29 protein-coding genes are annotated in these 22,325 nt (G+C 43.8%); 3 read left to right on the top strand and 26 right to left on the bottom strand.

Going from position 1 to position 22,325, the window contains the following annotated elements; genetic code table 11:
- Nucleotides 1-19: 19 nt before the first annotated feature.
- From OKX56_RS05700 to OKX56_RS05580, 26 genes are all read right to left on the bottom strand, one after another.
- A complete protein-coding gene (locus tag OKX56_RS05700; RefSeq protein ID WP_287895842.1) occupies nt 20-634 on the bottom strand; it encodes a phage scaffolding protein in 615 nt (204 codons plus the stop codon).
- 177 nt (nt 635-811) lie between these two features.
- The gene (locus OKX56_RS05695) at nt 812-970 is read right to left on the bottom strand and encodes a hypothetical protein (RefSeq protein ID WP_287895841.1); all 159 of its coding nucleotides are present in this window, start codon (nt 968-970) and stop codon (nt 812-814) included.
- Nucleotide 971: 1 nt separating this feature from the next.
- On the bottom strand, nt 972-2,834 hold the full coding sequence (locus OKX56_RS05690; protein ID WP_287895839.1) for a phage minor capsid protein: 1,863 nt from the start codon (nt 2,832-2,834) through the stop codon (nt 972-974).
- On the bottom strand, nt 2,834-4,300 hold the full coding sequence (locus OKX56_RS05685; protein WP_287895837.1) for a phage portal protein: 1,467 nt from the start codon (nt 4,298-4,300) through the stop codon (nt 2,834-2,836). The genes OKX56_RS05690 and OKX56_RS05685 overlap by 1 nt, the downstream gene beginning before the upstream one ends.
- A gap of 7 nt (nt 4,301-4,307) precedes the next feature.
- Entirely contained in the window at nt 4,308-5,690 is a 1,383-nt protein-coding gene (locus tag OKX56_RS05680; protein WP_287895835.1) for a terminase large subunit domain-containing protein, read from the bottom strand.
- Entirely contained in the window at nt 5,656-6,441 is a 786-nt protein-coding gene (gene terS / locus OKX56_RS05675) for a phage terminase small subunit (protein WP_287895833.1), read from the bottom strand. Before terS ends, OKX56_RS05680 begins: the two co-directional genes overlap by 35 nt.
- Before the next feature lie 241 nt (nt 6,442-6,682).
- A complete protein-coding gene (locus OKX56_RS05670) occupies nt 6,683-7,246 on the bottom strand; it encodes a sigma-70 RNA polymerase sigma factor region 4 domain-containing protein (protein ID WP_287895831.1) in 564 nt (187 codons plus the stop codon).
- Nucleotides 7,247-7,332: 86 nt separating this feature from the next.
- Nucleotides 7,333-7,803: a TIR domain-containing protein gene (locus OKX56_RS05665; RefSeq protein WP_287895829.1), complete on the bottom strand. Its 471-nt coding sequence runs from the start codon at nt 7,801-7,803 to the stop codon at nt 7,333-7,335.
- Nucleotides 7,800-8,195: a hypothetical protein gene (locus OKX56_RS05660; protein WP_287895827.1), complete on the bottom strand. Its 396-nt coding sequence runs from the start codon at nt 8,193-8,195 to the stop codon at nt 7,800-7,802. Before OKX56_RS05660 ends, OKX56_RS05665 begins: the two co-directional genes overlap by 4 nt.
- Nucleotides 8,185-8,505, bottom strand: a complete 321-nt coding sequence (locus tag OKX56_RS05655) for a hypothetical protein (protein WP_287895825.1) — start codon at nt 8,503-8,505, stop codon at nt 8,185-8,187. The genes OKX56_RS05660 and OKX56_RS05655 overlap by 11 nt, the downstream gene beginning before the upstream one ends.
- A gap of 6 nt (nt 8,506-8,511) precedes the next feature.
- On the bottom strand, nt 8,512-8,886 hold the full coding sequence (locus tag OKX56_RS05650) for a hypothetical protein (protein WP_287895823.1): 375 nt from the start codon (nt 8,884-8,886) through the stop codon (nt 8,512-8,514).
- A gap of 330 nt (nt 8,887-9,216) precedes the next feature.
- The gene (locus tag OKX56_RS05645; RefSeq protein WP_287895821.1) at nt 9,217-12,111 is read right to left on the bottom strand and encodes a DUF927 domain-containing protein; all 2,895 of its coding nucleotides are present in this window, start codon (nt 12,109-12,111) and stop codon (nt 9,217-9,219) included.
- Between the two features lie 5 nt (nt 12,112-12,116).
- On the bottom strand, nt 12,117-12,479 hold the full coding sequence (locus OKX56_RS05640) for a VRR-NUC domain-containing protein (protein WP_287895820.1): 363 nt from the start codon (nt 12,477-12,479) through the stop codon (nt 12,117-12,119).
- Nucleotides 12,454-13,839, bottom strand: a complete 1,386-nt coding sequence (locus OKX56_RS05635; protein ID WP_287895818.1) for a DEAD/DEAH box helicase — start codon at nt 13,837-13,839, stop codon at nt 12,454-12,456. Before OKX56_RS05635 ends, OKX56_RS05640 begins: the two co-directional genes overlap by 26 nt.
- A gap of 2 nt (nt 13,840-13,841) precedes the next feature.
- Entirely contained in the window at nt 13,842-14,486 is a 645-nt protein-coding gene (locus OKX56_RS05630; RefSeq protein ID WP_287895816.1) for a single-stranded DNA-binding protein, read from the bottom strand.
- Between the two features lie 13 nt (nt 14,487-14,499).
- Entirely contained in the window at nt 14,500-15,147 is a 648-nt protein-coding gene (locus OKX56_RS05625; RefSeq protein ID WP_287895814.1) for an ERF family protein, read from the bottom strand.
- A 15-nt stretch (nt 15,148-15,162) separates the two neighbouring features.
- The gene (locus OKX56_RS05620) at nt 15,163-15,669 is read right to left on the bottom strand and encodes a siphovirus Gp157 family protein (protein ID WP_287895812.1); all 507 of its coding nucleotides are present in this window, start codon (nt 15,667-15,669) and stop codon (nt 15,163-15,165) included.
- A gap of 15 nt (nt 15,670-15,684) precedes the next feature.
- Nucleotides 15,685-16,071 carry a hypothetical protein gene (locus OKX56_RS05615; protein WP_287895810.1) on the bottom strand — a complete coding sequence of 129 codons (387 nt, stop codon included), beginning with the start codon at nt 16,069-16,071 and terminating at the stop codon, nt 15,685-15,687.
- A complete protein-coding gene (locus OKX56_RS05610) occupies nt 16,071-16,334 on the bottom strand; it encodes an AbrB/MazE/SpoVT family DNA-binding domain-containing protein (RefSeq protein WP_287895809.1) in 264 nt (87 codons plus the stop codon). Before OKX56_RS05610 ends, OKX56_RS05615 begins: the two co-directional genes overlap by 1 nt.
- A gap of 2 nt (nt 16,335-16,336) precedes the next feature.
- The gene (locus OKX56_RS05605) at nt 16,337-16,870 is read right to left on the bottom strand and encodes a hypothetical protein (protein ID WP_287895807.1); all 534 of its coding nucleotides are present in this window, start codon (nt 16,868-16,870) and stop codon (nt 16,337-16,339) included.
- Nucleotides 16,871-16,891: 21 nt separating this feature from the next.
- Entirely contained in the window at nt 16,892-18,244 is a 1,353-nt protein-coding gene (locus OKX56_RS05600; protein WP_287895805.1) for a ParB/RepB/Spo0J family partition protein, read from the bottom strand.
- A 2-nt stretch (nt 18,245-18,246) separates the two neighbouring features.
- Nucleotides 18,247-18,756: a 3D domain-containing protein gene (locus OKX56_RS05595; RefSeq protein ID WP_287895804.1), complete on the bottom strand. Its 510-nt coding sequence runs from the start codon at nt 18,754-18,756 to the stop codon at nt 18,247-18,249.
- 240 nt (nt 18,757-18,996) lie between these two features.
- Nucleotides 18,997-19,287, bottom strand: coding sequence for a hypothetical protein (locus OKX56_RS05590; protein WP_287895802.1), 291 nt, complete (start codon nt 19,285-19,287; stop codon nt 18,997-18,999).
- 167 nt (nt 19,288-19,454) lie between these two features.
- Nucleotides 19,455-19,559, bottom strand: coding sequence for a DUF6906 family protein (locus tag OKX56_RS15030; RefSeq protein ID WP_502850840.1), 105 nt, complete (start codon nt 19,557-19,559; stop codon nt 19,455-19,457).
- A gap of 49 nt (nt 19,560-19,608) precedes the next feature.
- The gene (locus tag OKX56_RS05585; RefSeq protein WP_287895801.1) at nt 19,609-19,824 is read right to left on the bottom strand and encodes a helix-turn-helix domain-containing protein; all 216 of its coding nucleotides are present in this window, start codon (nt 19,822-19,824) and stop codon (nt 19,609-19,611) included.
- Nucleotides 19,825-19,831: 7 nt separating this feature from the next.
- Nucleotides 19,832-20,029, bottom strand: coding sequence for a helix-turn-helix domain-containing protein (locus tag OKX56_RS05580; protein WP_287895800.1), 198 nt, complete (start codon nt 20,027-20,029; stop codon nt 19,832-19,834).
- 263 nt (nt 20,030-20,292) lie between these two features.
- Here OKX56_RS05580 and OKX56_RS05575 point away from each other — a divergent pair, with 263 nt between their 5' ends.
- The 3 genes from OKX56_RS05575 (at nt 20,293) to OKX56_RS05565 (ending at nt 22,310) form a co-directional block, all read left to right on the top strand.
- Entirely contained in the window at nt 20,293-20,616 is a 324-nt protein-coding gene (locus OKX56_RS05575) for a helix-turn-helix domain-containing protein (protein WP_287895799.1), read from the top strand.
- Between the two features lie 19 nt (nt 20,617-20,635).
- On the top strand, nt 20,636-21,103 hold the full coding sequence (locus OKX56_RS05570; RefSeq protein WP_287895798.1) for an ImmA/IrrE family metallo-endopeptidase: 468 nt from the start codon (nt 20,636-20,638) through the stop codon (nt 21,101-21,103).
- A 94-nt stretch (nt 21,104-21,197) separates the two neighbouring features.
- Complete coding sequence (locus tag OKX56_RS05565) at nt 21,198-22,310, top strand: tyrosine-type recombinase/integrase (protein ID WP_287895797.1); 1,113 nt, start codon at nt 21,198-21,200, stop codon at nt 22,308-22,310.
- Nucleotides 22,311-22,325 lie beyond the last annotated feature (15 nt).

Below are 22,325 nucleotides of genomic sequence, written 5' to 3'. Positions count from 1 at the left end.
TCTCCTTTGCTTTTTAAATTTATTTTTTAGGTTCCATGACGGTTTTGTAATACTCTTCATCAGACATCTTGTCATATTCCGGATTGCCCCCGGGCTTATGCTCTCCACTGCTGTTTACCCTAAATGAGGATTTGTTCGGATCATCATCCCCGGATTTTGAGTCTTCGAAGAGGTACCCGTCACTCGCTTTGAGCTTTTCAAGCTGTTCATTCAATCCGAGGATTGCATCCCCGTCCAATTTAATAAGGGACATGTCCAGAGCCGCCTTTGCCAGCTTCGGATTCTTGGTCTTTGCGGCCATTAGAGCTCTTTCGACCGCATTATCTAACCTCAGCGCATTAAGTTCCTTGTCAGCGTCGGCTTTGGAAGTCTCATATTTGGTTTTCCAGTCATCAGCTGCTTTCTTGATGCCTTCGACATCCATACCTTTAAAGGATTCGATCTGCTTGTTGGCCTCCGTCAGCTGAATGTTGATGTTCTTCAGTTCAGTTTCTTTGGTGTCAAACTTCTCCTTGGAAACGTATCCGCCATCGGCCAGATTAGCAAGCTTAATTGTTTTGGCACCTTCAAGTACTTTCTTGAAATCATCAAATGAGAGTGCTTTGTCTCCAAACAGGTCCTTTAAAAAATCCATGTCCTTTCCTTTCCCTGCTGATTTGGTTTAAACGCCGGTTCACTCCGGCACTGCAGGCCCTGAATTTTAAGCCCGACAGGGTAGGGCATTTTAGGCAATAAAAAATAAGCCTGTTTAAACGTCAGCGCTTCATGACGAGGGTATAAAAATACCACCTGATCAATTATGACCGGTGGCTTAAGCCTCAATAATTACTGTTTCAGTCTCCAAGGCTTTGTTGAACTTATCCAATGCATTTTTCTGTTCTTCGGTTGCCGAATACCCATCTTTAAAGACGAGACGTTCATTCTTAAATTCGACTACCCCAAACAAAACATCCGGAAGCGGAACAAGCATACTATAACCCCCTCAAGATTTCTTTGAATATACGAACTGCTTCCTTTGCAAGTCTTCGCGGGTGAAACTCAGAAACAGCTTCCGCCAAAAATTCTTTGCTGTTTACGGTTGCATATTCAGAGAGGTGCTTTTTAATTATAGCATCATTATATGGTAAATTACAGTTCTTCAAGGCTTCGGTTTTGACGATTTCTGATATTTCCCCAGCTTTTACTGCGGACAATGCAGATTGGAGATCCGCCATATTTGCGCCGGTTTTTGTAACTCCATATTTTTTCAAAGTTGCAGCGTATTCAGCCAGATGGGCAGCCTCGTGTTTTGTTAACCCGTAAAGACCTTTTTTAGGGCTCCAGAATTTTAACTTAACCTGTTGCTCAATCAATTTATTTATGCTGTTAATATCTTTTACCGCTGAGGGTGAGAATGTTAATCCGGCATGAATAACCCCATTTCTGACCCTTAACGATGCTTGAGCAACAGCTTGAATACTATCGAACTTAATCTCATCAATAAAACCATGAAGAATGGGATATTCTTTAAAGATTTTCTGAAGAGATCTATTGACGGTATTTGCAATGTCAACATCCTGGCCGTGATAATCTACATCCGGTACCCCTAATGTTTGACGCGCCCAGTTTTCAGCTTCAATAGTCGTCTTTTGCGCTAAGGATGATGATGTGTATTTCCCGGCTTTGATAGCTGCCTGTTGCTTTGCTGTCCCGCCGGCTTTACTCGCCGCGGTCTTCCCAAAACCCGCGATCTGTTCTCTGCCCGATTGCCGCTTAAGTCCAGTCTGAGCCGTGAAATCATTTAAAGTCCTGCGCCATGCGGCAAGCCTTGCAGCCGCTTCCTCAGTCGGGAATTTGGCGGCATCCATCATCACATACTCCCGTTTCCATCTTCGGATCTGGCGCTCAATGTACCGCTGCTTTTGAGATGCTTCGAATTCGGTCATCTTCTCGCCATTGAAGGTGATGTTCTTAGCATTCATTTCGGCGAGATCTTCCCGGCTATACGCCGATTCGCTCAAGCCTTCAAAGAACGGGAAATAGGAATGCCGACAATTCCATCCGCCTAGCCCCGCGCCTGTTCCGTAGCCGGTAGCCTTAACGAAGTTTGGATATTTGGGATGATTCCCACTTCGGCTAAAGATCTGACCTTGCCATAATACGTGGCTTGGTCTGGCCCCAGCGTGGGCTGTAGTTTCAACCAGGTCGCTGCCCATTTGATCCGCCCGGGCATCCTGCAGCCTTAAGGCTGTTTGATTGACACCGGTTGTCACAGCTCTTCTGACGGCTGTTTCTAAATACTCCACTTTGCCGGTTGGGTATTCGACGGAAGCGATCCCTTGCGCTGCTAATCCTTTGATGGCGTTCCTGATTGACGTGTTATAATCAAAAGCCCCGGACGTAACCTGCATATAGGCTTGATCCAAGGCGCGCTCAAACTGTTTAGTTGCGGTATTGGCAGTCGTTTTGGTCAGGTTATCGAATAGCCCGTTTGTCTTTGCCACTCCGATTCTCAGAATATCCTGCAAGGCGGGAGAGGCCGCCAAGGGTGGCGGATCGGGTCCGGCTTTGGAATAAATTGAATCGTCAAAAGCCAGAGCTTTCTGGCCGGCTTCTGCCATTAGAAACTCAATCTCTTCTGTGGTTTTCCCCGTAAGCGCAGACAAAGTCTTTACAACAGAGCCATGGTAATTCCCCATCTCAATGACTTTCTTATACTGCCACTGAGCGGCCGGAATAAAGTAATCATAGGTGCTGATACGTCGGGCCATGTCTGCCAAGATGTCCATTTCTGCTTGGCTGTAAAGCTCAACCATGTTGTCAGGCAGTTGTTCCAGGTATTTAGGTCTGAGCATTATTTACCACCGCCTGAAAAGTTCATTAACTCATCATCAGTCAACCCCTCCCCGGCCATCTTTTTAGCTGTCTCTTCATCCTCACCTTTCCACTTCATCCTGTACTCCCATTTCTGCATCAAACCGTCCCGGATCTCCTGCTGGTCCCTGAGCCGCTCGGACTCTTTATCGATAATGTAGCTGTCATCAAAATTGACTGTAATTAAGGTATCAACATTAACACCAATCCCCAATACTTCTTTGCCAACCCAGAGTATAGACTTAACCAGGCTCTTCAGGGTTTCCTCAACCGCTATATAGTGCTTACTGGCGTTTTGGACAAGCTCCTGTTTATCTCCCATGTACTGAGTGGCCGTCACAATGCTGCCGGCGTTAAACTGATAATGTTTCGTGCCAAGTCCACATTTAAAACTAAGGTAATCCAGCTGAGCCTGGACACCGTCTTTGTTTTCTAGGACCCTTAAAGCCGGATTGAATTCATGGATCAGATTGTTATTGCCGTCTTTATCTATGAAGCCGTCTCCCATACCGACAAAGAGCTGCTGGGCAACATCATCAGGTGTCAAGGTATTTCCGTTTTCATCTGTCTGTGTCAGCTGCTCGTTTAAGAATACTTTTTTACCGCCAAGCTTGAAGTCACGACAGAAATTATTAAACGCTAGGTCTACGCCTTCAAGGTTATCGATGGCGTCAGCGTATACCGAAATCCCCAGTCCTGTTGTCTCATCGATGTTATTAACAATGTTAGGCCGCAGGATAGCGAAGAGCGGGACATCCGAGCCTGTGCTGAATTCTGGAAGTATCCCATCCGGAAGAGGTTTTTCCTGAAAGACACCTTCTTCCTCCTTGAAATACTGGTTTCGGATCGTATAGCTGCCGTTTTGAAGCAGATGTGTTTCAATATAAACGTACTTCTCACCAGCCAGCAGCACTTCCGAGACGAAAGCCACGTCAATGATCTTTCCGCGCTTAACGGTAAGCGGCACAATGTTTAAGGCTGTCAGGTATTCAATCCTAATCTTGGTCTTACTGTCTCTAAGGATCTTTTCACCCTGAACCTTCATATCCTCAAGCCTAAGGACGAAAGCGCCGGTACCGGAATAGAACGCTTTCTCCACCAGTTCATTTGCTTTCATCCAGAAACTGTTTTCCTGGAACACGCCGTCGTCAGAATTCTCATCTTTGCCCAAAATAAATTGAGAACCGGCTTTATCCTCAATCACGATTTCAGTCTTTTCATTCAGGAGAATACTTGCCCAGTCCTCACAGATCTTTTTGGCCATTTTCAGCGTGTAGAGTTTCCGCTCAATGAGCTTGCCGTTATACCCTCTTTCAGAATAATGATGAAACGGCTTATAAAACCCTTTCCACCAGGCTTTCCATTTCATAATGTGTTCATAGTAATCGCCGGCCAGGTCATATTTATATGTCTTATTCAGATAGTCAATTACTGCTGATATGTTCAATAATTTCTTACCCCTTTCCTTTTAGATCCGGCAGCAGCTGTTTCATGAAGCGCTCCCAGCTGTACTCATAACCGTCCAGGATATCGATATCAGTACTGAAGTTGTCCAGTCGAATATCCTTGCCTTCTTCGCTGGCTTCTTTGTCCCAGATAGCGTTTTCCAGGCCACCCCTGACCAGTCCACAGTTTTCATGGATAAACATCCGGTTAGTGTTTAAGAGCGTGTTGCCGCAGATAATGCGCTGCGTTATCTCATTCTTGGCACTATCCCCGATCTGGATCGGCAGACCCTTTTTTCGGCAGGCTTTGATCAGACCGTTAATCAAGTATTGGGCCTCACTGTCAGCAAAGCAGTATCTGATATATACTCCCGGGTATTCCGCCTGCAATCTCTCATAGAATCCAATAAATTCGCTGTTCACCTTATCGCTGTCAATGTCGCCCTTTTGGCCTTCAATATGATGATCCATAAGAGCCGTAATCTTGGTAAACCTTCTGTGGATTCCCGTTGCTACAAAGGTTGTCAGAGACCGGTTCCCGCCAAAGTCTACTCCTATACTGACAAATTCAATATCCAGGCAGTACTTGCGCTTTTCTTCCTGATCCTTGAACCGGACAATATACTTCTCTGGGCTATCTGCAAACTGCCTGTAAATCAGGCCTTCTGCAATGCAGCGCTTGCCAAGGATATCCCTTTTGTACCAAATGCTTTCAGGATCATACTGACTGATAATCTCCTTAATCCTATCCTGGGAGATATTGATGTTATCAAAAATAGTAAATTGCTCGAAGTTATAGCCTCCGAGTAATTTGCCTTCATGATTAAGCTTTGCATATTTATCAATATACTCCACATATATGGGAGCTTTCGGGTTATCCGGATTGAGATCCCAAAATATCTTTCTACGCTGCGCTGCCAGCTGCCTGTTGAATGCTTCTTTGATGGTATTGTCATGGTGCAGGTTGATTTCAGTAGCAATCCACATACCGTAAGAGTTACCACGGATTTTCTTAAAACTGTCCTGCTTGGCACCGCCGGCAAAGATTACTACCTTTTGCTTTCCCCCAGTAGCCGGACCCCTAACGAATAGGCAGTCATTGCTCTTATATTTTCCCCATTTGCACTGACCGCGGAAAATGTACTCAAGGCCAAAGCCGTTGGCATCTCCAATATTCATCTTTGCGTTGGCGACCGTGGATCCTGTAGCCAGGTGTATTTTATCCGGAGTCGTTTTCAGCTCATGGGCAAAGGCATAAACATTATCTATCGTTTTTCCTGCTCTGACAGCACCTTCTGCAAAATTGAAGGTGCTCTGTTCGCATGCCCGAATATAGGCCTTATGCTTATACCCAAAGTTAAATGGTATCGTCTTTTTTATTTTCTGAGCCATAGATATCAGCATCCGTTTCCGTTAAGTCTTCAATCTCTGCACCTTCTCCTTTAATCTTGGCAACCTCAGCCCGGAGTTTATTGATCCGTTCCTTCTGCTCTTCAGTGGCTAGGCTCGATCTGGAAAGCTCATCATATTGCTTAAGCATTCCCTCAAGTGTTTTCATTGCCCTGGACTGGGCCTGCAAAAACGTTGCATGACGATCCCATGCAAACTGGAAATTATACTCTTCTTTTATTGGGCTGAGTCTTATTCCACCTTCCTTATCTGGATCCGGTAGTGGTATATACTCAGCATGCTTAAGCTCTTTAATCATTTCATCTTTGCCAGTAACATTCATAATCCTCTGAGCTCGAACGATCGCAGCATACTGGATCGTGATGTTTTCCCAGAGGATGTCCAGCGGGTGCTTCTCTTGGATCACCTGCATGATCTCCAGTGTCTCGTCTGGGAGGTACTTACTAAAAAAGCCATGTGACTCCGCATTTTTGTTTTTGACCGGAGCCCCATGGCCTTTGGCGTTTTTATTTTTCGGCTGTCCGCCGTGTTTTCGTTTTGTAGTACTACAGTTTTTATTTTTTGAAGTACTACAATCTATTTTTTCATTCCATTTGTCCCGCAGCTTCCATACGCTGACGGTACGTTCGGGTATCTCAAGTATATTAGCAATCTCGCGATTGGTAATACTTCCATTTGACTCTCGGAAGATCTCAAAGGCTTTATCCCTTAGAGGATTTTTCTCTTTTGCCACATCACCTCACCTGCCGTCTTTGCTTCGTTTGTTTTGGGTATAATTCTGAGTCCTTAAGGATATAATATTGTTTGAAAGGGGTTGATGTATTGAGGTTTTTATATTTAAGGGGGGCCCTTTCAATAAAATAAATATAATTTAAATACAAAAAGACCGTCCATTTGGGCGGTCTTCGTTTATATTTTTCGCATTATAGAAATTATAACAGGTCAAAAAGGTATTGTACAGGACACAGTTTCGGTCATCGATCGGTCATCAATCGGTCATTTTCCTTTAGCGCATCGGCACCAAAAAGCATGATTTTAATTTTATTAACCAATCGGTTCTTGTGTCTCCTAGCTGTTTTGTCCTCACACTGAAAACTATCCGCTATCTCAAGCATAGTCATCCCGTCCCAATACTTGAACGGAATAATGTCATAATACGGATCATCTTTGACTGTTTCAAGCGCCCGCTCAATCCGCAGCACTTCTTGTCTGGTCCTCATCATGCTGGACTTAACGCCCTGAGTATACTGATCGATATCCAATCCGTGGCTGCCCGTGCTCCGGGTTGAAAATATAACAATATCTTTAGACCAGTTACTCTTTGGCGCTGTCTCTGCCTCCGGATTGTAAAGGAATTCTTCATCCTGCTCGACTTTTAGCTTTAAAGCTGGATAATTATACAACAAGATCTCGGTCTCCCTAAAATAATTTCGCTCTGCAGGATCATGCCGGCGCTCTTCATCTTTTTGCAGCTTTAATGCTTCCAATGCTGCAGTTTTTGCTATTTCCTGTATTTCTTCCTGGGTTACCTTTGCCATTGGAGCCCTCCTTCTTTATGTTTGAATAAAACCAATCAAGTACTTCACCGTCTGGAGCCCTGACCATTGCCTGGATGTCTGCGGTGTTAAGCTTGGTCATGACAGGCTCGTTCTGCATCAAGTATTTCTTCAATGTCTGCTACTGTAGATAAAACCTCATCAATGCTTACACATATAGCTGTTGTCATCTTATACATTAATTCCGGTTCTTGGCCTTCCGCCAAAAGAATGATTGTTGGCGTTCCTGCTCCGATAGCATACCCAGCCTCTAAATGTGCACTACGGTTACAAGGAAGTACCAATACACATACTTCACAATCTGCCAAAGCATACATATCCGAGTAGAATCCATCTCTTGCGACCGGATGACTTAGTGATACCCTAAACTCATCTGGTGTCCAATTCTGCCAATTGGGATCAATCTCTGACCAATGGAATCCATTACTACCAGGTTGTGGGTTCTTGAAATCATATACCTCATGGCCTTCTTTTCTTAAGGCTTCGACTACCTTAGGCTGAATATTATTTCTCCATGATGACGCGACGTAAATTTTCATTTTCCGGTACCTCCTAAGACTTTATCAATCGCTGCACCTAAATCCGCAAACATCGTCGCAGCTTCTCTCCAAACTTCGTAACGCAGAGAAGTAGCATAAGTGTTTTCATGCCCTCTCAAAGCCATGTACTGCCAATCTTCTTTTGCTTTAGTTGTCTTATCAGCTGATACAATTTCTAATCGTTCAACCATATTTTTGATGTCAGTTAACCTGGCTTGTAGCTGAGATATTTGATCCAGGTATCCGGTATGGGCCTCCTTAAGGCTTTTATTGAGGACGCTAATCTCATGTTCTAGTTCAGGAACATAATATAGTGCTAATTCGCCTAGATCAAAACTTTCTTCCTTGTCAGCTTCTTCCCAAAATCGTTCTCTAAGGTTCTCAATCTCCATTGCTGTTACCCCCGTCCTCAGTCTCTTCCCTGTAAGGCTTTGACAGATCAAACAGCACGTCCAGGAAATCAGTCACTACCCGTCTTACTGTCTCTTCTGTCAACCGGCTATTTCTAGCTGCAGCCATACTGAGAACCAGGTTGAATACCAACGTTTTTTCTTGCATAACATTTCTAAGCCGCTGGGCCCCGGCTTGGGATCCGATCATGTTTTTAACCAGGTCATTCCCGTCTCCTAACTTCGCAATCATATCTAATCCTTCACGGATCTGGTCTAAGCCAGAGATTAAAGCTTCGCCTTTTGTAGTCATCTTTCTTTACCTCCTCATCGTATTCTCTTGGGTAGGCTTAATCCTTATGGCCATTTCCCAAAATAATTTCTGCAACGTGTAAATATCTTCACAATCGAAAGCTCCATCAATTTGCTTTACATACTGATTGAATAGCCATTTAATGTAATTTTTCCACTCCTCATTCAACTCATAATAAAATGCTAATCTCTTAAGGAATTGAACCAGAAGCGTAAGGCAAATATCATTATCCCAGTATGGTAGGGCCTCCTGTTCTGCTTTAGAGGCTATTTGTATCAGTAGGTCTATATACTGATGATTATATTGTGCCCTGACCTCTGGACTTAAGGCATCTGCTTTTACTTTTCTGAGGAGCAAAACTTGTAATTCAGGGCTTACCATGTGAAATTTATCTCCTTTCCTCAAAAGGTAACCACTCTGAAAATAGGAGTGGTTACCGCTGAAACACTGATGTACCAACGGTTGAGACCATTTTTTGGGGAGGTAACCACTCTGAAAAAATAGGGTATGTATATTAATTCATATATATTAAAATTTATATAATAAACTTTTCTATAGGGATTGTTTTATAGTGGTTACTGTGGTTACCTTAATATTTCTTAATAAAAAGTCTAGTATTATCAATACTTTCAGCGATTTTTTAGGGTAACCACTACCCTCTAAAGAGTGGTTACCTAGTGGTTACCAGTGGTTACCTTTTGTCAGAATATTCTACCTATTAGGAAATAAATTGTCCTGTTCTTCCTGGAACGCAATACACCTTACCACAGCCCCTCCCATTTTTTTCTGAGTGTCAAATCGTTGTTTTCCGGTAGGATCTGTCCAAATTTGGATTTTTCCTGTGTCAGCCCATGACCGGATGATTTTCTGAGCGGATGAGTAACCAGCAAGAAACTCATTGACCACCCGACGGATAACATAAATGACGCCGTCAAACTTGAAGCCAATCTTTGCATTAGTATAAACGCTGCTCAACTTCTCATGATTTTCCCCAATCCAGTCCATAAACTCCAGCCAGGCCCGCTCTGCCTCACTTGCTTCCAGGCGGGAAATTAATTTCTCGGCGATTGCTGAGCCCATGAAATAAGCCTGATCCTGACCAACTGTCCAATCCTGTCCAAAGACCCAACCGGACGCGCACCAGTCGGCCGTCATTACTGCAGCCAATGCATCAAGATGGCTTTCTATCTTACTGCTGTAATGCTTTCTGAGCCATCCTTGAGATTTACGGTAAAAAGCTACAATATCGCCGCGTTGTGAAGCCAACAGACCATTCAGAAACGTAATGCCGGCATTGCCGTGGCAGGTCGGCAGAAATTCATACAGGTACCGGGCAAGATCTTTATTCGTGGCCAAGGGACCCCCTTCAATTTCAATAGTCCTGGTCATTAGTCCGTCCATGGAGCTGTTCGTTGTAAGTGGACCTTCTCCAGTGGTCAGTACTACTGTCCGCCAGGTATTGAGCTCTTGCAGACCTGTTTTACCTCCGCGGCCCCGGCCCTTTCCCTCACCTAACATGTAGAGCGTTGCAGAAAGGTCCTGTTTCTTTAGCTGGCTTAAGACTTCACGTTCATTGATCCCAAGAGGTAGATCAGAAAATAAGCTTGCCCGGCGCTCCAATGATGTCGAGGTATTGTCAAAGCTGCTGATTATTATATCCGGATCTCCCCAGATGGACATGGACAGCCAAAGCGTGGCTGTTTTACCGTCTTGAGAATTCCCGTGATTGTGAATAATAAAGTTCCTTTGTGATAAAAGTTTTAAAAGCGGCGCCGTAAAACCGGCTGCCAGAATAAACCTGGCATTGACAGAGGTATTCCGGACCATGCTTGCTACCTGTGCCCAGTCTGTCAGGGTACCAGCAGTTGTAAATCCTTTGAGTGCGTGTTTAGTCCCGATGTCATCAACATCGATCTCAATTTCCGGAGATAAGCCAGGAAAGATAAACTCTTTTCCTCGCCATCCAAACCTGGAAACGGCTTTTTGTACCGGAATGTGTGGATTGCAATACAAGAATTCATCAAAGTATTTGGCCAGGTATTTTGCCCCCTCAGAGCTCACGGCCAGACCTTTATCTGCCAGGGCGATGATCTTTCTGTCGCTCACTACCGTCGATCTCGGTACCACGATGTCCCGCCAGTATCCCATGTGCTTATAGGAGATTTTGAGGCTTTCAGTATCCGTATCCTGGTTGTAGAGCCTGGCGCTGATGATCGTAGGGCAGCCGCAAGCTCGGTAATATCTTGGTCCGTTCTCAGTCAGCTTCACATAATTGACCCCGTTTCCTGTAACTGAATATCCGGCCGGATAGGTTATCCCTGGGATAGGTGCATCCGTTATTTCCTCACCGGTTTCCGGAATATCAATTTCAGAATTTGCGGCCGACTGTGAGCGCTGTTTAATCGAATTTTCCAGATCTCGCAGGTTTATTGATCCCTTGAATTTGGCCTTGGTTTTAGCATAAAGCGCTGTGTCCTGCCTCTTGACGATCGACAAAGCATCCAAGATCTCATCGGTAAAAACTTTTTCAGAATCCGGGATCCCGATCATATTAACTTTGGCCCGGGCCTGGTCGACTTTGCTCAGGCTGAAGCTGCATGGAGACTTGACGCCGCACCCGTTTTCAGGGCACTGAAATCCATGGGTTACCCGGATATATTCGCAGGTGTGCGGATTCATTTTAAGAGCTTCAGATAATTTGAAATCTGTATCCTTTGGCCGGTACCGATCTGTATCATGACTGGATATCTCATGGCATTTCTGGATCCCATCAGTGCCTCTGACCACATTTGTCAGCATTGAAAGCCATTCTCCATAAGTGATCTTCTTGGCATCCATGAGACAATGCTGCAGGAACTGGCAGTTTGCAATCATCAGATCTGAAACTGCATCAGTCGGCCGGCGCTCAAAGTCTCCATGATACGTTAGCGTTGTCTTAAAATCTATTTCTGGAATATCCTCCTCAAGGGTTGACGGATCATAACGGAGAGAAGGATCCGTTTTGTAAATGTAGACTTGCGTTGCCGGCTCAAGCTTATGATTCAGTGTCCCAGGTACCCGCATAACTCTGGATAGATCCGCAGTGGAATCCAACATCCAGCCGCGTTCACTGGCCAAGAATTTTACATAAGCCTGCAGCCTGATTTCCAGATCTGCAGCTTGGGAATTCTCTTCCGGAGATTCAAGCATCCAGGGCTCTTTAAATAGCCAGTACAGGTGCAGTCCGTATCCGGACCAGACAACCATTGAAGGCTGAAGAAAATCCGGAAAGATGGCCAGGGCTTCTTCCGGTGTGGTTGGCAAAGCTTTTTGAACGTGGGCACCAGGAGCTAGTACATCAATGTCCATCCAGAGGCCAGGTAGGCAGGAAACGTCTTTCGGTTTAATCCGCTCCTTAGGTTCGAGTTTTCTTACTGAACTACCAAGCCCAAAGTAGACGTCTCGTTCATCCTGGATGGCCTTTGCCGCGGTGATCATGGTATTTAATTCGCTTACTGAGAAACACCAGGTGATTCTGTCCGGAAGCGTCCAAAGGTAAAGATATCCAGACTCGAAATCACCATATAAAGCTTTAAGAAATTCAGCTGTATGATCTAATTGAGTCAAATATCTCACCTCTGGGCTATCCAAATTGCGTCTTCAATTGACTTGGCCACGCCGGCCGCTGCGCCTAAATTTAACATCTGAGAAAGAAAGTTAAGTTGTTCTTGTGAGGCTTTACCTTTCGGTCCTTTGATCTCAAGAAATACCGCCCGGCCTCCGGGGAGCACTCCAAACAGATCACTAAATCCCTGAGGAAGCCCCGTAAAAAATGGCCTGGCATCGTGAATCAGGACAGTTCCATTGAGATATCTGTTATCCTCGATCCTTGAGCCGATCCAGGCCTGACCTACATTGGTTCGAAATAACACTGAATCAGGTATTTTTTGGCCGAGTTCAAGGCGTATTTTATTTTGAATATCGTGTTCTTTCATTGCTCCGTCCCCTTACTTCCAACATTTTGTCAATCCATCTGAGGGAGTACCCTCGTTTGAATGCAATCATCTCTAAATCTTCCCGGGTACGAGCCTGCGCTACTTCACGCCGTTGCTTCTTCCGTTCCAGGTCTTTGATCTGCAGGAGCTCACCGGCTTTGCGTTCTTCAATCACTTCGGCTTCCTGCTTGGCGTAGACATGGCCACATTTTGGGCATACCGGTCTTGGCTTGTGCGTAAAGAAACATTTGGGGCATTGGCGGATCTTAATCTCTGATGGATCCCGCTTCTTCACTTTTCCCTCGAGGGACCATTCCCGATCTTCATCCGGCAAACCATGGCGGTAAACGTTTCCGACATGGTCGATGATGATTGCTCTCTTTCCCGGGTTTTCTGGATCGGCACGCATGGCCCGCATCGCCTGCTGAATAAACAGGCAGGTTGATTGTGTCGGCCGAAGAAGAATTACGGCTTCCATGTCCGGAACATCGAAACCCTCTGAGATAAGGTCCACATTGGTGAGGATTTTAATGGTACCGGAACGGAACTGATCTATTGCTGCCTTACGGACAGGATCAGGAGTCTCTCCGTCGATATAAGCTGAGGGAATACCGGCTTTATTAAACTCATTGGCCACATGCTCTGCATGGATTCGGCTGGCACAGTAGCAAATTGCCCGTTTACCCATGGCAAGTCTTTTATAGGTTTCAATTGCGTCACCAATGATCTCGGATTTATCCATTCTGAGAGCAATCTCTGACCTTTGGTAATCACCGTATTTAACCCGGATACCCTCTAAATCAGCTTTGACCGGCGGCGCATAGTAGTCATAGGGTGATAGACTTCCCATCTCAATAAGCTCCGTTACGGAAGGACCGAGGGCCAGTTTCTGAAAGATTGCTCCCAGGCCGTCACCGCTTAACCGCGCCGGTGTTGCAGTGAATCCGATAATCAACGACTTATTAAAACGGTCAACAAGTTTCTTCCATGTATTTGCCACCGCATGATGAGCTTCATCGAGAATGATTAATCCTGGCTCTTCTGTGAACTGATTCAGCCGTTTGGCCAAAGTATAGACACTGGCCACATGGACCTGGCAGGAATTAATGTTTCGGGAATTTAGAATTTCATGGGGAATATAAAACCGGTCAAGCGTCTTAGAAGTCTGTTCAATCAGTTCCTGTCGATGAACCACGATGAGGATCTTCTGTTTGTTCTGTCTTACTTGACCGGTTATCCATGAAAACAATACGGTTTTACCTGCCCCGCACGGAGCCACTGCACAGATCCGGGAGGAACCTCCGGCAATAAGATACCGGAGTTCCTCTATGAGATCTTTCTGATAATCTCTAAGTTCCATGATTAAAACGGAACATCCATGCTACCGGGAGGCACTTCACGGGCAACTGCATTTCCCTGTTGATCATAAAGCCATGGAGACTGCTGCTGAGCTTGAGCTGGTGGAGGATATGCTCCAGGCTGGTTACCCTGGGGCGGCCTGTTAGGCGGAGCACTGTAATATCCAGGGGCAGGCGCCGGCGGAGGATTAAACATTTGCTGTTGTTGATGTTGCTGAGGCTGAGCCTGTGGAGGATAGCCCTGTGGTGCTTGGCCATAATATCCTGCCGGCGGTGCAGCTGGCGGCTGAGCGTATGCTCCTGGAGGTGGAGCGCTCTGTTGTGTGGCTGGTCTCTGTGTGTTTTCTGAAGCCGGCTCGATAAAGTCAAACCGATTGACAATAATCTTGATCTTTGACCTGTTTTCACCGCTTTGTTGATCTTTCCATTTGTCCTGCTGCAGCCGGCCGTCGATTAAAATTCTCTGACCTTTTTTGAAGTAGTTCGAAATATTTTCGGCGGTCTTTTCCCAGGCAACGCAATCATAAAAATCGGCTTCTTCTTTTGATGGGTTATGCGCTATGGTGAATTGACAAACAGCCTTACTTCCTTGTGTATATTTGAGTTCCGGGTCACTGGTGAGTCTTCCCAACACTTGAACGCTATTCATAAATTTTCTCCTCCTATTTTGGATAAGTTTCTAATTCATTTTTAATTACTTCCAGTTCCGGAAGACTGAGCTGCTGGATGGACCGGTTAAATCTTTGAAAAATCCATTGATGCAGCTGCTGATCTGTCCATCCTTTTGACAGCCAGATATTCATTACCCTTGTGGACAGTTCTACTTCAGGTGGTATGCTCACGAAATTCTGTTTATCCGTTTCCGGATCGGCTTCCGGATCATCCCCTGTACTGATGTTCAGGCAGGTCATCCAGGCATATTTGAGAGCCATGGTCTGGGCCTTGGCAATGGCCTTGTCGTTAGGATCGACACCGGTACCGTATGCCCGGGTAACAAGGATCTCTCCTGATTCAGTATCAATGATGGTGAGGTCACAGCTGACGGTTATCAGCTGCCAGACACCGCCTTTGGCTGTCTGTTTTTCCTTGGATTCAACCAGGTCATACTCAGGCTTGGATATAAGCTTGTTCTGGATCAAGGCCTCGGTGATTTTATCAAAAACTGCGGCCGCAGAAACATATTTGTAGTGCTGCTCCTTGTTTTCTTTATCTTTTTGGATGTAGGACGTGGCCTCCATCACCTTAAGCAGCTTCTGGGCAATATTCAGGCCGTGTGAAGTTTTTTCTGGACTCTGGATTTCCTTTACCAAAATAATTCCTCCTCCCTAATAAATTCTCATATGATAGTTTTGAACAAATTCCACGCCGGGAATTACCTCGCCGTTTTCGGTAAAGTCTTTAAGGATAGCCCTTCTATCCACTTGCTCAACCGGATCAGGCGTATATTTGTATTTATCCGGAACACTGTTCTGCGATAAAATCTGAACAGAGAGCGGGCTTCTCTGGCGACGTACAGAGCCGACAGTTGTTTGAATTTTGTCTTTCCCCAGCTGCTGCATGTTTGTGAGGACGTATTCCTTAAGCCCATGAATTTTGTTATCCATGGATTTGGCATTGTTGCTGAGACGGTCTGACTCAGCTTTATAAGCTTCAGCCTGGGCCTGGAATGTAAGAATCATCTTGGTTATATTTTCGATTTTGGTTTCGACATCAGTCTCGATCCCCTGAAGGTACTTCTCCAGAGTCTCAAGCACTTCGGTACCGACGTTCTCCTGTTCGAGGAAATTAAATACAGTATTAAAATCATTGGTCAATTCATAGAGTTTTGGCATCTCTTTCACCTCATTTTAAATATTTATCTGGATTACGACCGCCCGTTTTACCTTGCCATCCGGCCGCTTGGTGAGCCGCGTATTGTGCCTGCTGGTATCTCTTTTGAGATGGCCTGCAGAATACAGTTCCCTAAGGGCTTTCTGGCGATCTAAGTCGTGACGGTCAAATTCGGAGTATACTTTCTCCCGATTGAGAATAAAGGTATTATCGTCCTGGAAATAAACGCTGTCTGGATCTTGGGTTATGTCCTGGAGAATATTCATAATTCTCGAGATATTGATGTCATTTGTCCGAGTTTTCCCTTCGAGTTTAAAGATCCTGGAGTCCAGTTCAGAGAAACGTTTATCTAATTTATTCTCAATGCGCTGGAGGTATTTGAGAAGCTGCTTGTCGTTTGACATTAGGCGGTCACCTTTTGTAATGCTGCCTTTTTTATAGCACTGAGACAATTTTCGCAGAGCCTTAGACCCTGAATTTCCATAACTCTTTCAACGCTTCCGCAGCATTTGCAGCCAGGGTTGTATTTCCGGAGAATTATTTTGTCCTCATCCACATAGACCTCTAGGGAATCTTTTTCGTTTATGTTAAAATTTCGCCTGAGCTCGATCGGCAGAACTACTCTGCCTAGCTCATCCAATTTACGAACTATGCCTGTAGATTTCATAATTACACCTCGCTTGCCTTTCGTAATCCAGTTTTTTGCCCTGGCTTTTTCATTTCTGTATTTTCAGTAACTTGCTGTTTCTTTGGAATCTTCGCAATTAACATCTGGCTGCCAGGATCCCAGGATACAGAATTACTTTCGCCACGCTCAAAGCCAAGCGAGATCAAAGTATTCGCAAGAAGCTTAGAGTTGATTAACAATGCCTGGCTTTTTGAGTTAGCCGGATTCTTCAGATTGAAACCCTTTTCGTCTTTTCGAAAGGCTACAAAAGCCTTATTGATTCCAATAGCTACTTTGTCGGTTTTTACAAAGCCCGATTCTTCAATAGCTTGCGCAGATAGTTTGACGTAAGTTCTGGCAAGTGTTATATTGCAGCCAATTTCAATCGTTTTTCCACTCACCGGCCGGATCCACTCGAAGGATTCCGGAAGGAATGAAGTCTGAACCCCAGAATGTTTTCTATCCGAAAATCCTATCTCATCAATTTTATTTGAAATTTCCTTATCGCCATTTGTTCCTAACGGAGTATATATCATGTCCATGCCCCTTTCTAACAATTATTTATTTGCCTGAATATTTGCAAACAGCTCATGCGTACCATCGCGTAGCGACTGTTCCTCATCGGAAAGTTCATAACCCAACTCGATAAGCATGTCGTACAGTTCGTCCAGACTTTCATTATGGTCATCTCGTATAATTTTCTTTTCCCAATCCCGGCATGACCCATAACCATTAGAGCGCTTATCATCGTAACTACAGTAGATTGCCGCCAAAAGTACTTGCTCCGGAGACGTTAGAAATTTGTCATTTATTAGATCCCGACCAGCTTTCTTACGATAACCGTTTGTCTCATATGCTGGCTTTTCAATCTTGAGCAGATCAAGAACCTTGTCCACATCAGCAGCTCTATAACAGAGTAGTCCTTTCAGCGCAAAAGCTTGGATTGTTTTTATATATTGTTTGGCAGCATTGAATTCGTAGATAAATTCATATCTTGATTCATAGGCCTGTCTGGTCAGCTCTTTGTACTTGGATTCACGCTCTTTGAAGGACTTCTCTGCAGCTGTCAGTTTTTTAGGAGATTGTTTTGGTTCTTTTTTGTATAACGTAATACTGTAATCATCGACGGTGAAAAAATATTCTGCCTTGTCAGCATCCTTAGGTTTTTTCCAGTCATTTTTATCAAAGCCATAAAAAGCTCTTTCGTAAGAAAGACCTTTGCTTTCCTTGACACGCTTTGCGAATTCTTCAAGTTCCTTGATTAACGCTGCTTTTCGTTCTGGTCGAGCCTCATCTTCAATAGCCTGCTTCAGCTTCCATTTAAAGTCGGATGTGCCTATAGATTCTAATACTTTGTTTTTGGTCTTGGCATTTTTGATCTTCTCCAGGTCAATATAATCCTGGAGTGTTCCACCACGCTCCGTAGCTTTCTTAAACTTCTCCTGATCAAGTTCCAAAAGTCTCACACGATGCCGTACGGTAGATTTTGAAAAACCAGTCGCCTCGGCAATATCATCAATAGAATCACCGAAATCTAACATCATCTGAAAACCTTGGGCCTGTTCATAAATGGTTAGATCGTTCCGTTGCATATTCTCGAGGAGCATGGTTGATATCTGCTCTTTAGGGCTCATATTGGATATCACGCAGGGAACATCTGTTAGACCAGCCAGTTTTGCGGCCGCAAGCCTGCGATGGCCAATAATAACTGTATAGCCATCTTGAGAAGGATAATCTGTCTTACTCCCCATAATCCGCGGTACGACCGTCAGATTTTGCATGATTCCTTGGGCCTTGATACTCTCTGCCAGTTCGTTCAGATCCCCGAGATCCTTGCGCGGATTATCGATATGAGGATGTATTTCAGCTATATCAATGTAGGCTAATCTGCTTAGCTCTATTCCTATCATGTTTATCTCCTTTCTCGCGGCCACACCACCAGTACATCCTGTCGGCCGTATTCCATGGCCTGGTCAAAGGTCTGCATCGGAATATCCAACAGGTTACCTTTGATCACTCCGCCAGTGTCCATGGCCGTTCTCCATCCTACTCCCTGGATCCAGACCCGGGATCCCAAAGGTATAACATCAGGATCCACGGAAACAGCCGTATTAATATTCTGAGCCGTAATCACTCCGGAGTTCATAACCTTGCCGTCACGCCAGGAGTTAAGGCCGTTCTTGTCATCTAGGGGAGAATATGCAGATGCTTTAAAGGTTCCTGTTTGCCATTGATCCGTGAAAGCGTAAAAATCTTTTGAAAAATTCTTTTGGTTCTCTGCCATGGAAAACATAAGGCTTTGGACAACTGATAACTGATTATTGAGATTATTGATTTTATGGTTGAGCTGAAAGCAAACACCGAGTAACATACCGGTTATGATTAGTAGCATAATTGTTGACGGATAGAGTCTTTTTCTCAAGCTTCCACCTTCCTATTTAAAAAAAATGTCTTTGGGTGTAAACAATGTCTGATTACAGTTAACCGACCAGAATCCGGCTTTATCGCGGTAACAAAATGACCGGCAGGCTGGGCAGCGCTTTTCTTTTTGCCCCCGCCTGAAACGTACTGGCCGGCCACAAACACATAGAGGGCGAAACATATTGCATTTACCCCCTTTTCACTTATACTTTGTTTGGAAATATTTTTTATTGGCCGCTCTTTATTGGCGGTCTTTTTCTTTTTGGCTAAACCTTGATAAAACTTCCTTGCATTTTTCTACAAGGTTATAAGAATATTCATCCGTGAAGTTCTCCGGCATTTCATACTTTGGCCCGGGAATAAGATCAAATAGTTGATCCAGAGCCTGCTGGGCCTGACCGTCATCGTCATACCCCGCCAGCAGTACCTCATTTCCTAAGGCTGTCATTCCGTAGATTTCATTCTGATCTGTAATCCAGGCCCGTGTGATCGGTAATACCTCATCCCTGGTTTGTTTATAAACTAATAACAAGATTCTCACCCCCTTCCCTTCCATCGCTTCAAGGCGATTATGAATATCAGCCAATAAATAATAAGTACCGCAGGGAAGATCTTACCCATGATCTCCCAGAACAGCATTGTTCACCTCACCTTCTCAATGATTTTTACTGACCCTGTTACCCGGTGAATGATTTCCATTCAGACCAGTGTATCTTTTCTTACCAGCCAATCCTTTGGTTGTAGTCGTTTGGCCTCAATCACCCCCTTCTGCCGGCGTGTTGGTCGCTTGCCACTTTTTCGCATATAAGGCCCCCTTTTTAAGATAAATTTCTCATTATCAAATTTTTCATAGTTAACCGGCTTTTTTTATTTTTTGCTCCTTTATCCATTTAATAAAATCAGCCTTCTCAACACGTTTCGTAAGCCCTATGGAAATATTAGGTATTCCCCCTTGTTGAGGTTTAACTTTAAAAAGTGCGTAAACACTTCCCCTGGAAATTTTTAAATAATTAGCAATATCTTGCGCAGTGAGAATTTCTGGCAAGGATTCCAATGTAGTGTTTTCCATAGAGTTTTCACCCCGCTTTCTCTCGTATTAAATCATCCACTGTGACCCCAAAGTAGTCGGCAACTTGTTTCACCTTGTCAATGCCAGGTGTGCTGGTGTCCCAGTTATAAATAGCACCATTACCAAAACATAGTTTTTTTTCTAATTTCGGTATAGAGATTCCAGCATTCTTGCAATGCTGCTTCACATTCTCAACTAAGCTCATATTCTCACCTCTTTCTGGAAATAATTTGTATAAATCCAACTTCTCTATTGACAAATAACCGAAAATATTCTAATATTTGAGTACAAGAAATACACCGATTTAAGCACGTCTGGCAACGTTTTTTTAACGGTTATATTTATTGTCTTATTTTCTTTTGGCTTTTTTTCCAATATCGAAGCTGTTGATACTATAATAAACTAAAATTTTAGGTTGGTCAATAGTATAATCGAAAATATCTGTATGTTTTTAGAGGGAGTGTTTGAATGAGCATAGTCGAAAATATCAAACTTTTGTGCAAACAATATAAGACATCAATTCCTAAGCTTGAAAATGAGTTCAGTTTTGGTCATGGTGCTATTTACAATTGGGATAAAAACTCTCCATCAGTCGATAGACTTCAAAAAGTCGCAGATTACTTCAATGTGTCAATAGATTTTTTACTTGATAGAGAAGGTTTTGCAGACCCCGAAGATAACGACATCCAAACCATTGCCGCCCACCATGACGGGGATGACTGGACAGAAGAAGAACTGGAAGAGATTGAAAGATTTAAAGAATTTGTAAAGTCCAAGAAAAAGCAAAGATAGATAATGCAGAGGTGGACAAATGACACGATATGAAGCACTTTGCCAGGAAATATGTAAACAAGGCATTAAAATATACGAAGTTCCAATGAACCCTCGAAATAAAGGACTATACTCCGATAATATTATTTGCATCAATCAGAGGATGGATAAAAGAGAGAAAATTTGTACTATAGCCGAAGAGCATGCTCACTACCTCACTACATCCGGCAACATCCTGGACCTAACCGATGTCCGGAACCGTAAACAGGAGAAACGTGCCCGTAACTGGGCATATGAAAAACTTATCCCCCTTCAAAGTTTCGTGAAAGCTTATAAAGAAGGGATCCGCAATAGATATGAACTGGCTGAATTTTTGGAAGTAACCGAAGAATTCTTAGATGCAGCAATTAGCCGTTATAAAGAGAAGTACGGCCTATATGTAGAGTGGACAAGTTATCTTATATATTTTGACCCTCTCGGAGTTTTCGAGTCGTTCGAAGGTAAATAAAAAACTCCCCTGCATTCAGGTGAGCATATATTTTTTACCCTTTTACCAGAACATATGTTCGATAATATTGATTTGAAAGGAGGTGAAAACAAAAATGAGAAATCCTAATGGATTCGGCGGGGTATGTAAACTTTCAGGAAGGAGAAGAAAACCCTTCTATGCCAGGGTTACTATTGGCTGGGGAGTTGTGGACGAAGAAACAGGCGAAATTCTGGAAATCGTTGAGAGCACAGACAAGATCGAGGATCTCCCCCCTGGTGCAAAAATAAAACAGCTTTATAAACCTATCGGATCATTTAAAACTCGCGGTGAAGCCCTGACTGCCCTTGTAGAGTATAAAAAGGATCCACATTCTTTAGATGCGGCCACAATAACCTTTAAAGAGGTCTATGATGCTTGGTATGCGTGGAAGTTTAATCCTAAAAGAAAGAAACAGCTCTCTAAACAAAGTAAATCTTCCTATAGAGCATCGTATAATACAGTGGCTAGATTGCATAACATGCGATGGCTCGATATTCGGCCTCTTCATATGCAAGACGTTATCGACGAATGTGAAAACGGTCTTGTATCGCTTCAGAACCTTAGGCTTCTATTTAATCAGCTATATGAATTTGCTTTAATGAATGATATCGGGGAGAAAAATTATGCCCAGTTCCTCGAAATTGATGTTGTAGATGAGAAAGAGGAGATTCATAAGCCCTTTAGCAATAAGGAGCTGGACATCCTCTGGAGTAAGGTTAATGAAATTGAAGGGGTTGATACTGCTTTGATTATGGCCTATTCCGGGCTGCGACCTACTGAGATGCTTATACTTGAAATAAATAAAATCGATCTCGAAAATCGCATAATGCGCGGCGGCATAAAAACTGAATCCGGAAAAGACCGAATTATTCCGATTCATAAAAAAATTCTTCCGCTTATCACAAAACGTATGAAAGAGGGAAACAAGTATTTGATCTATTTCGTGGGAAAAGAAATATCCTATGACACTTACCGAACAAAAATTTGGGATCCGATGATAGCTAAACTGAATATGTCTCATCTGCCCCACGACGGTCGGCACACCTTAGGCACTATGCTAGATAACGCAGGCGCGAATAAGACGTCAATAAAACGGATTATGGGGCATTCTACAAAAAAAGATGTTACCAATACGTACACCCATAAGGATATCGAAGAATTAAAGAAAGCAATCGATTTGATCTAAAATTTTGTATCTTAC

Source organism: Dehalobacter sp. (genome assembly GCF_030063005.1).
GTDB classification, from domain to species: Bacteria; Bacillota; Desulfitobacteriia; order Desulfitobacteriales; family Syntrophobotulaceae; genus Dehalobacter; species Dehalobacter restrictus.
Note: the sequence above shows the minus strand (reverse complement) of the source record. Positions and strands in the feature narration are given on the sequence as shown.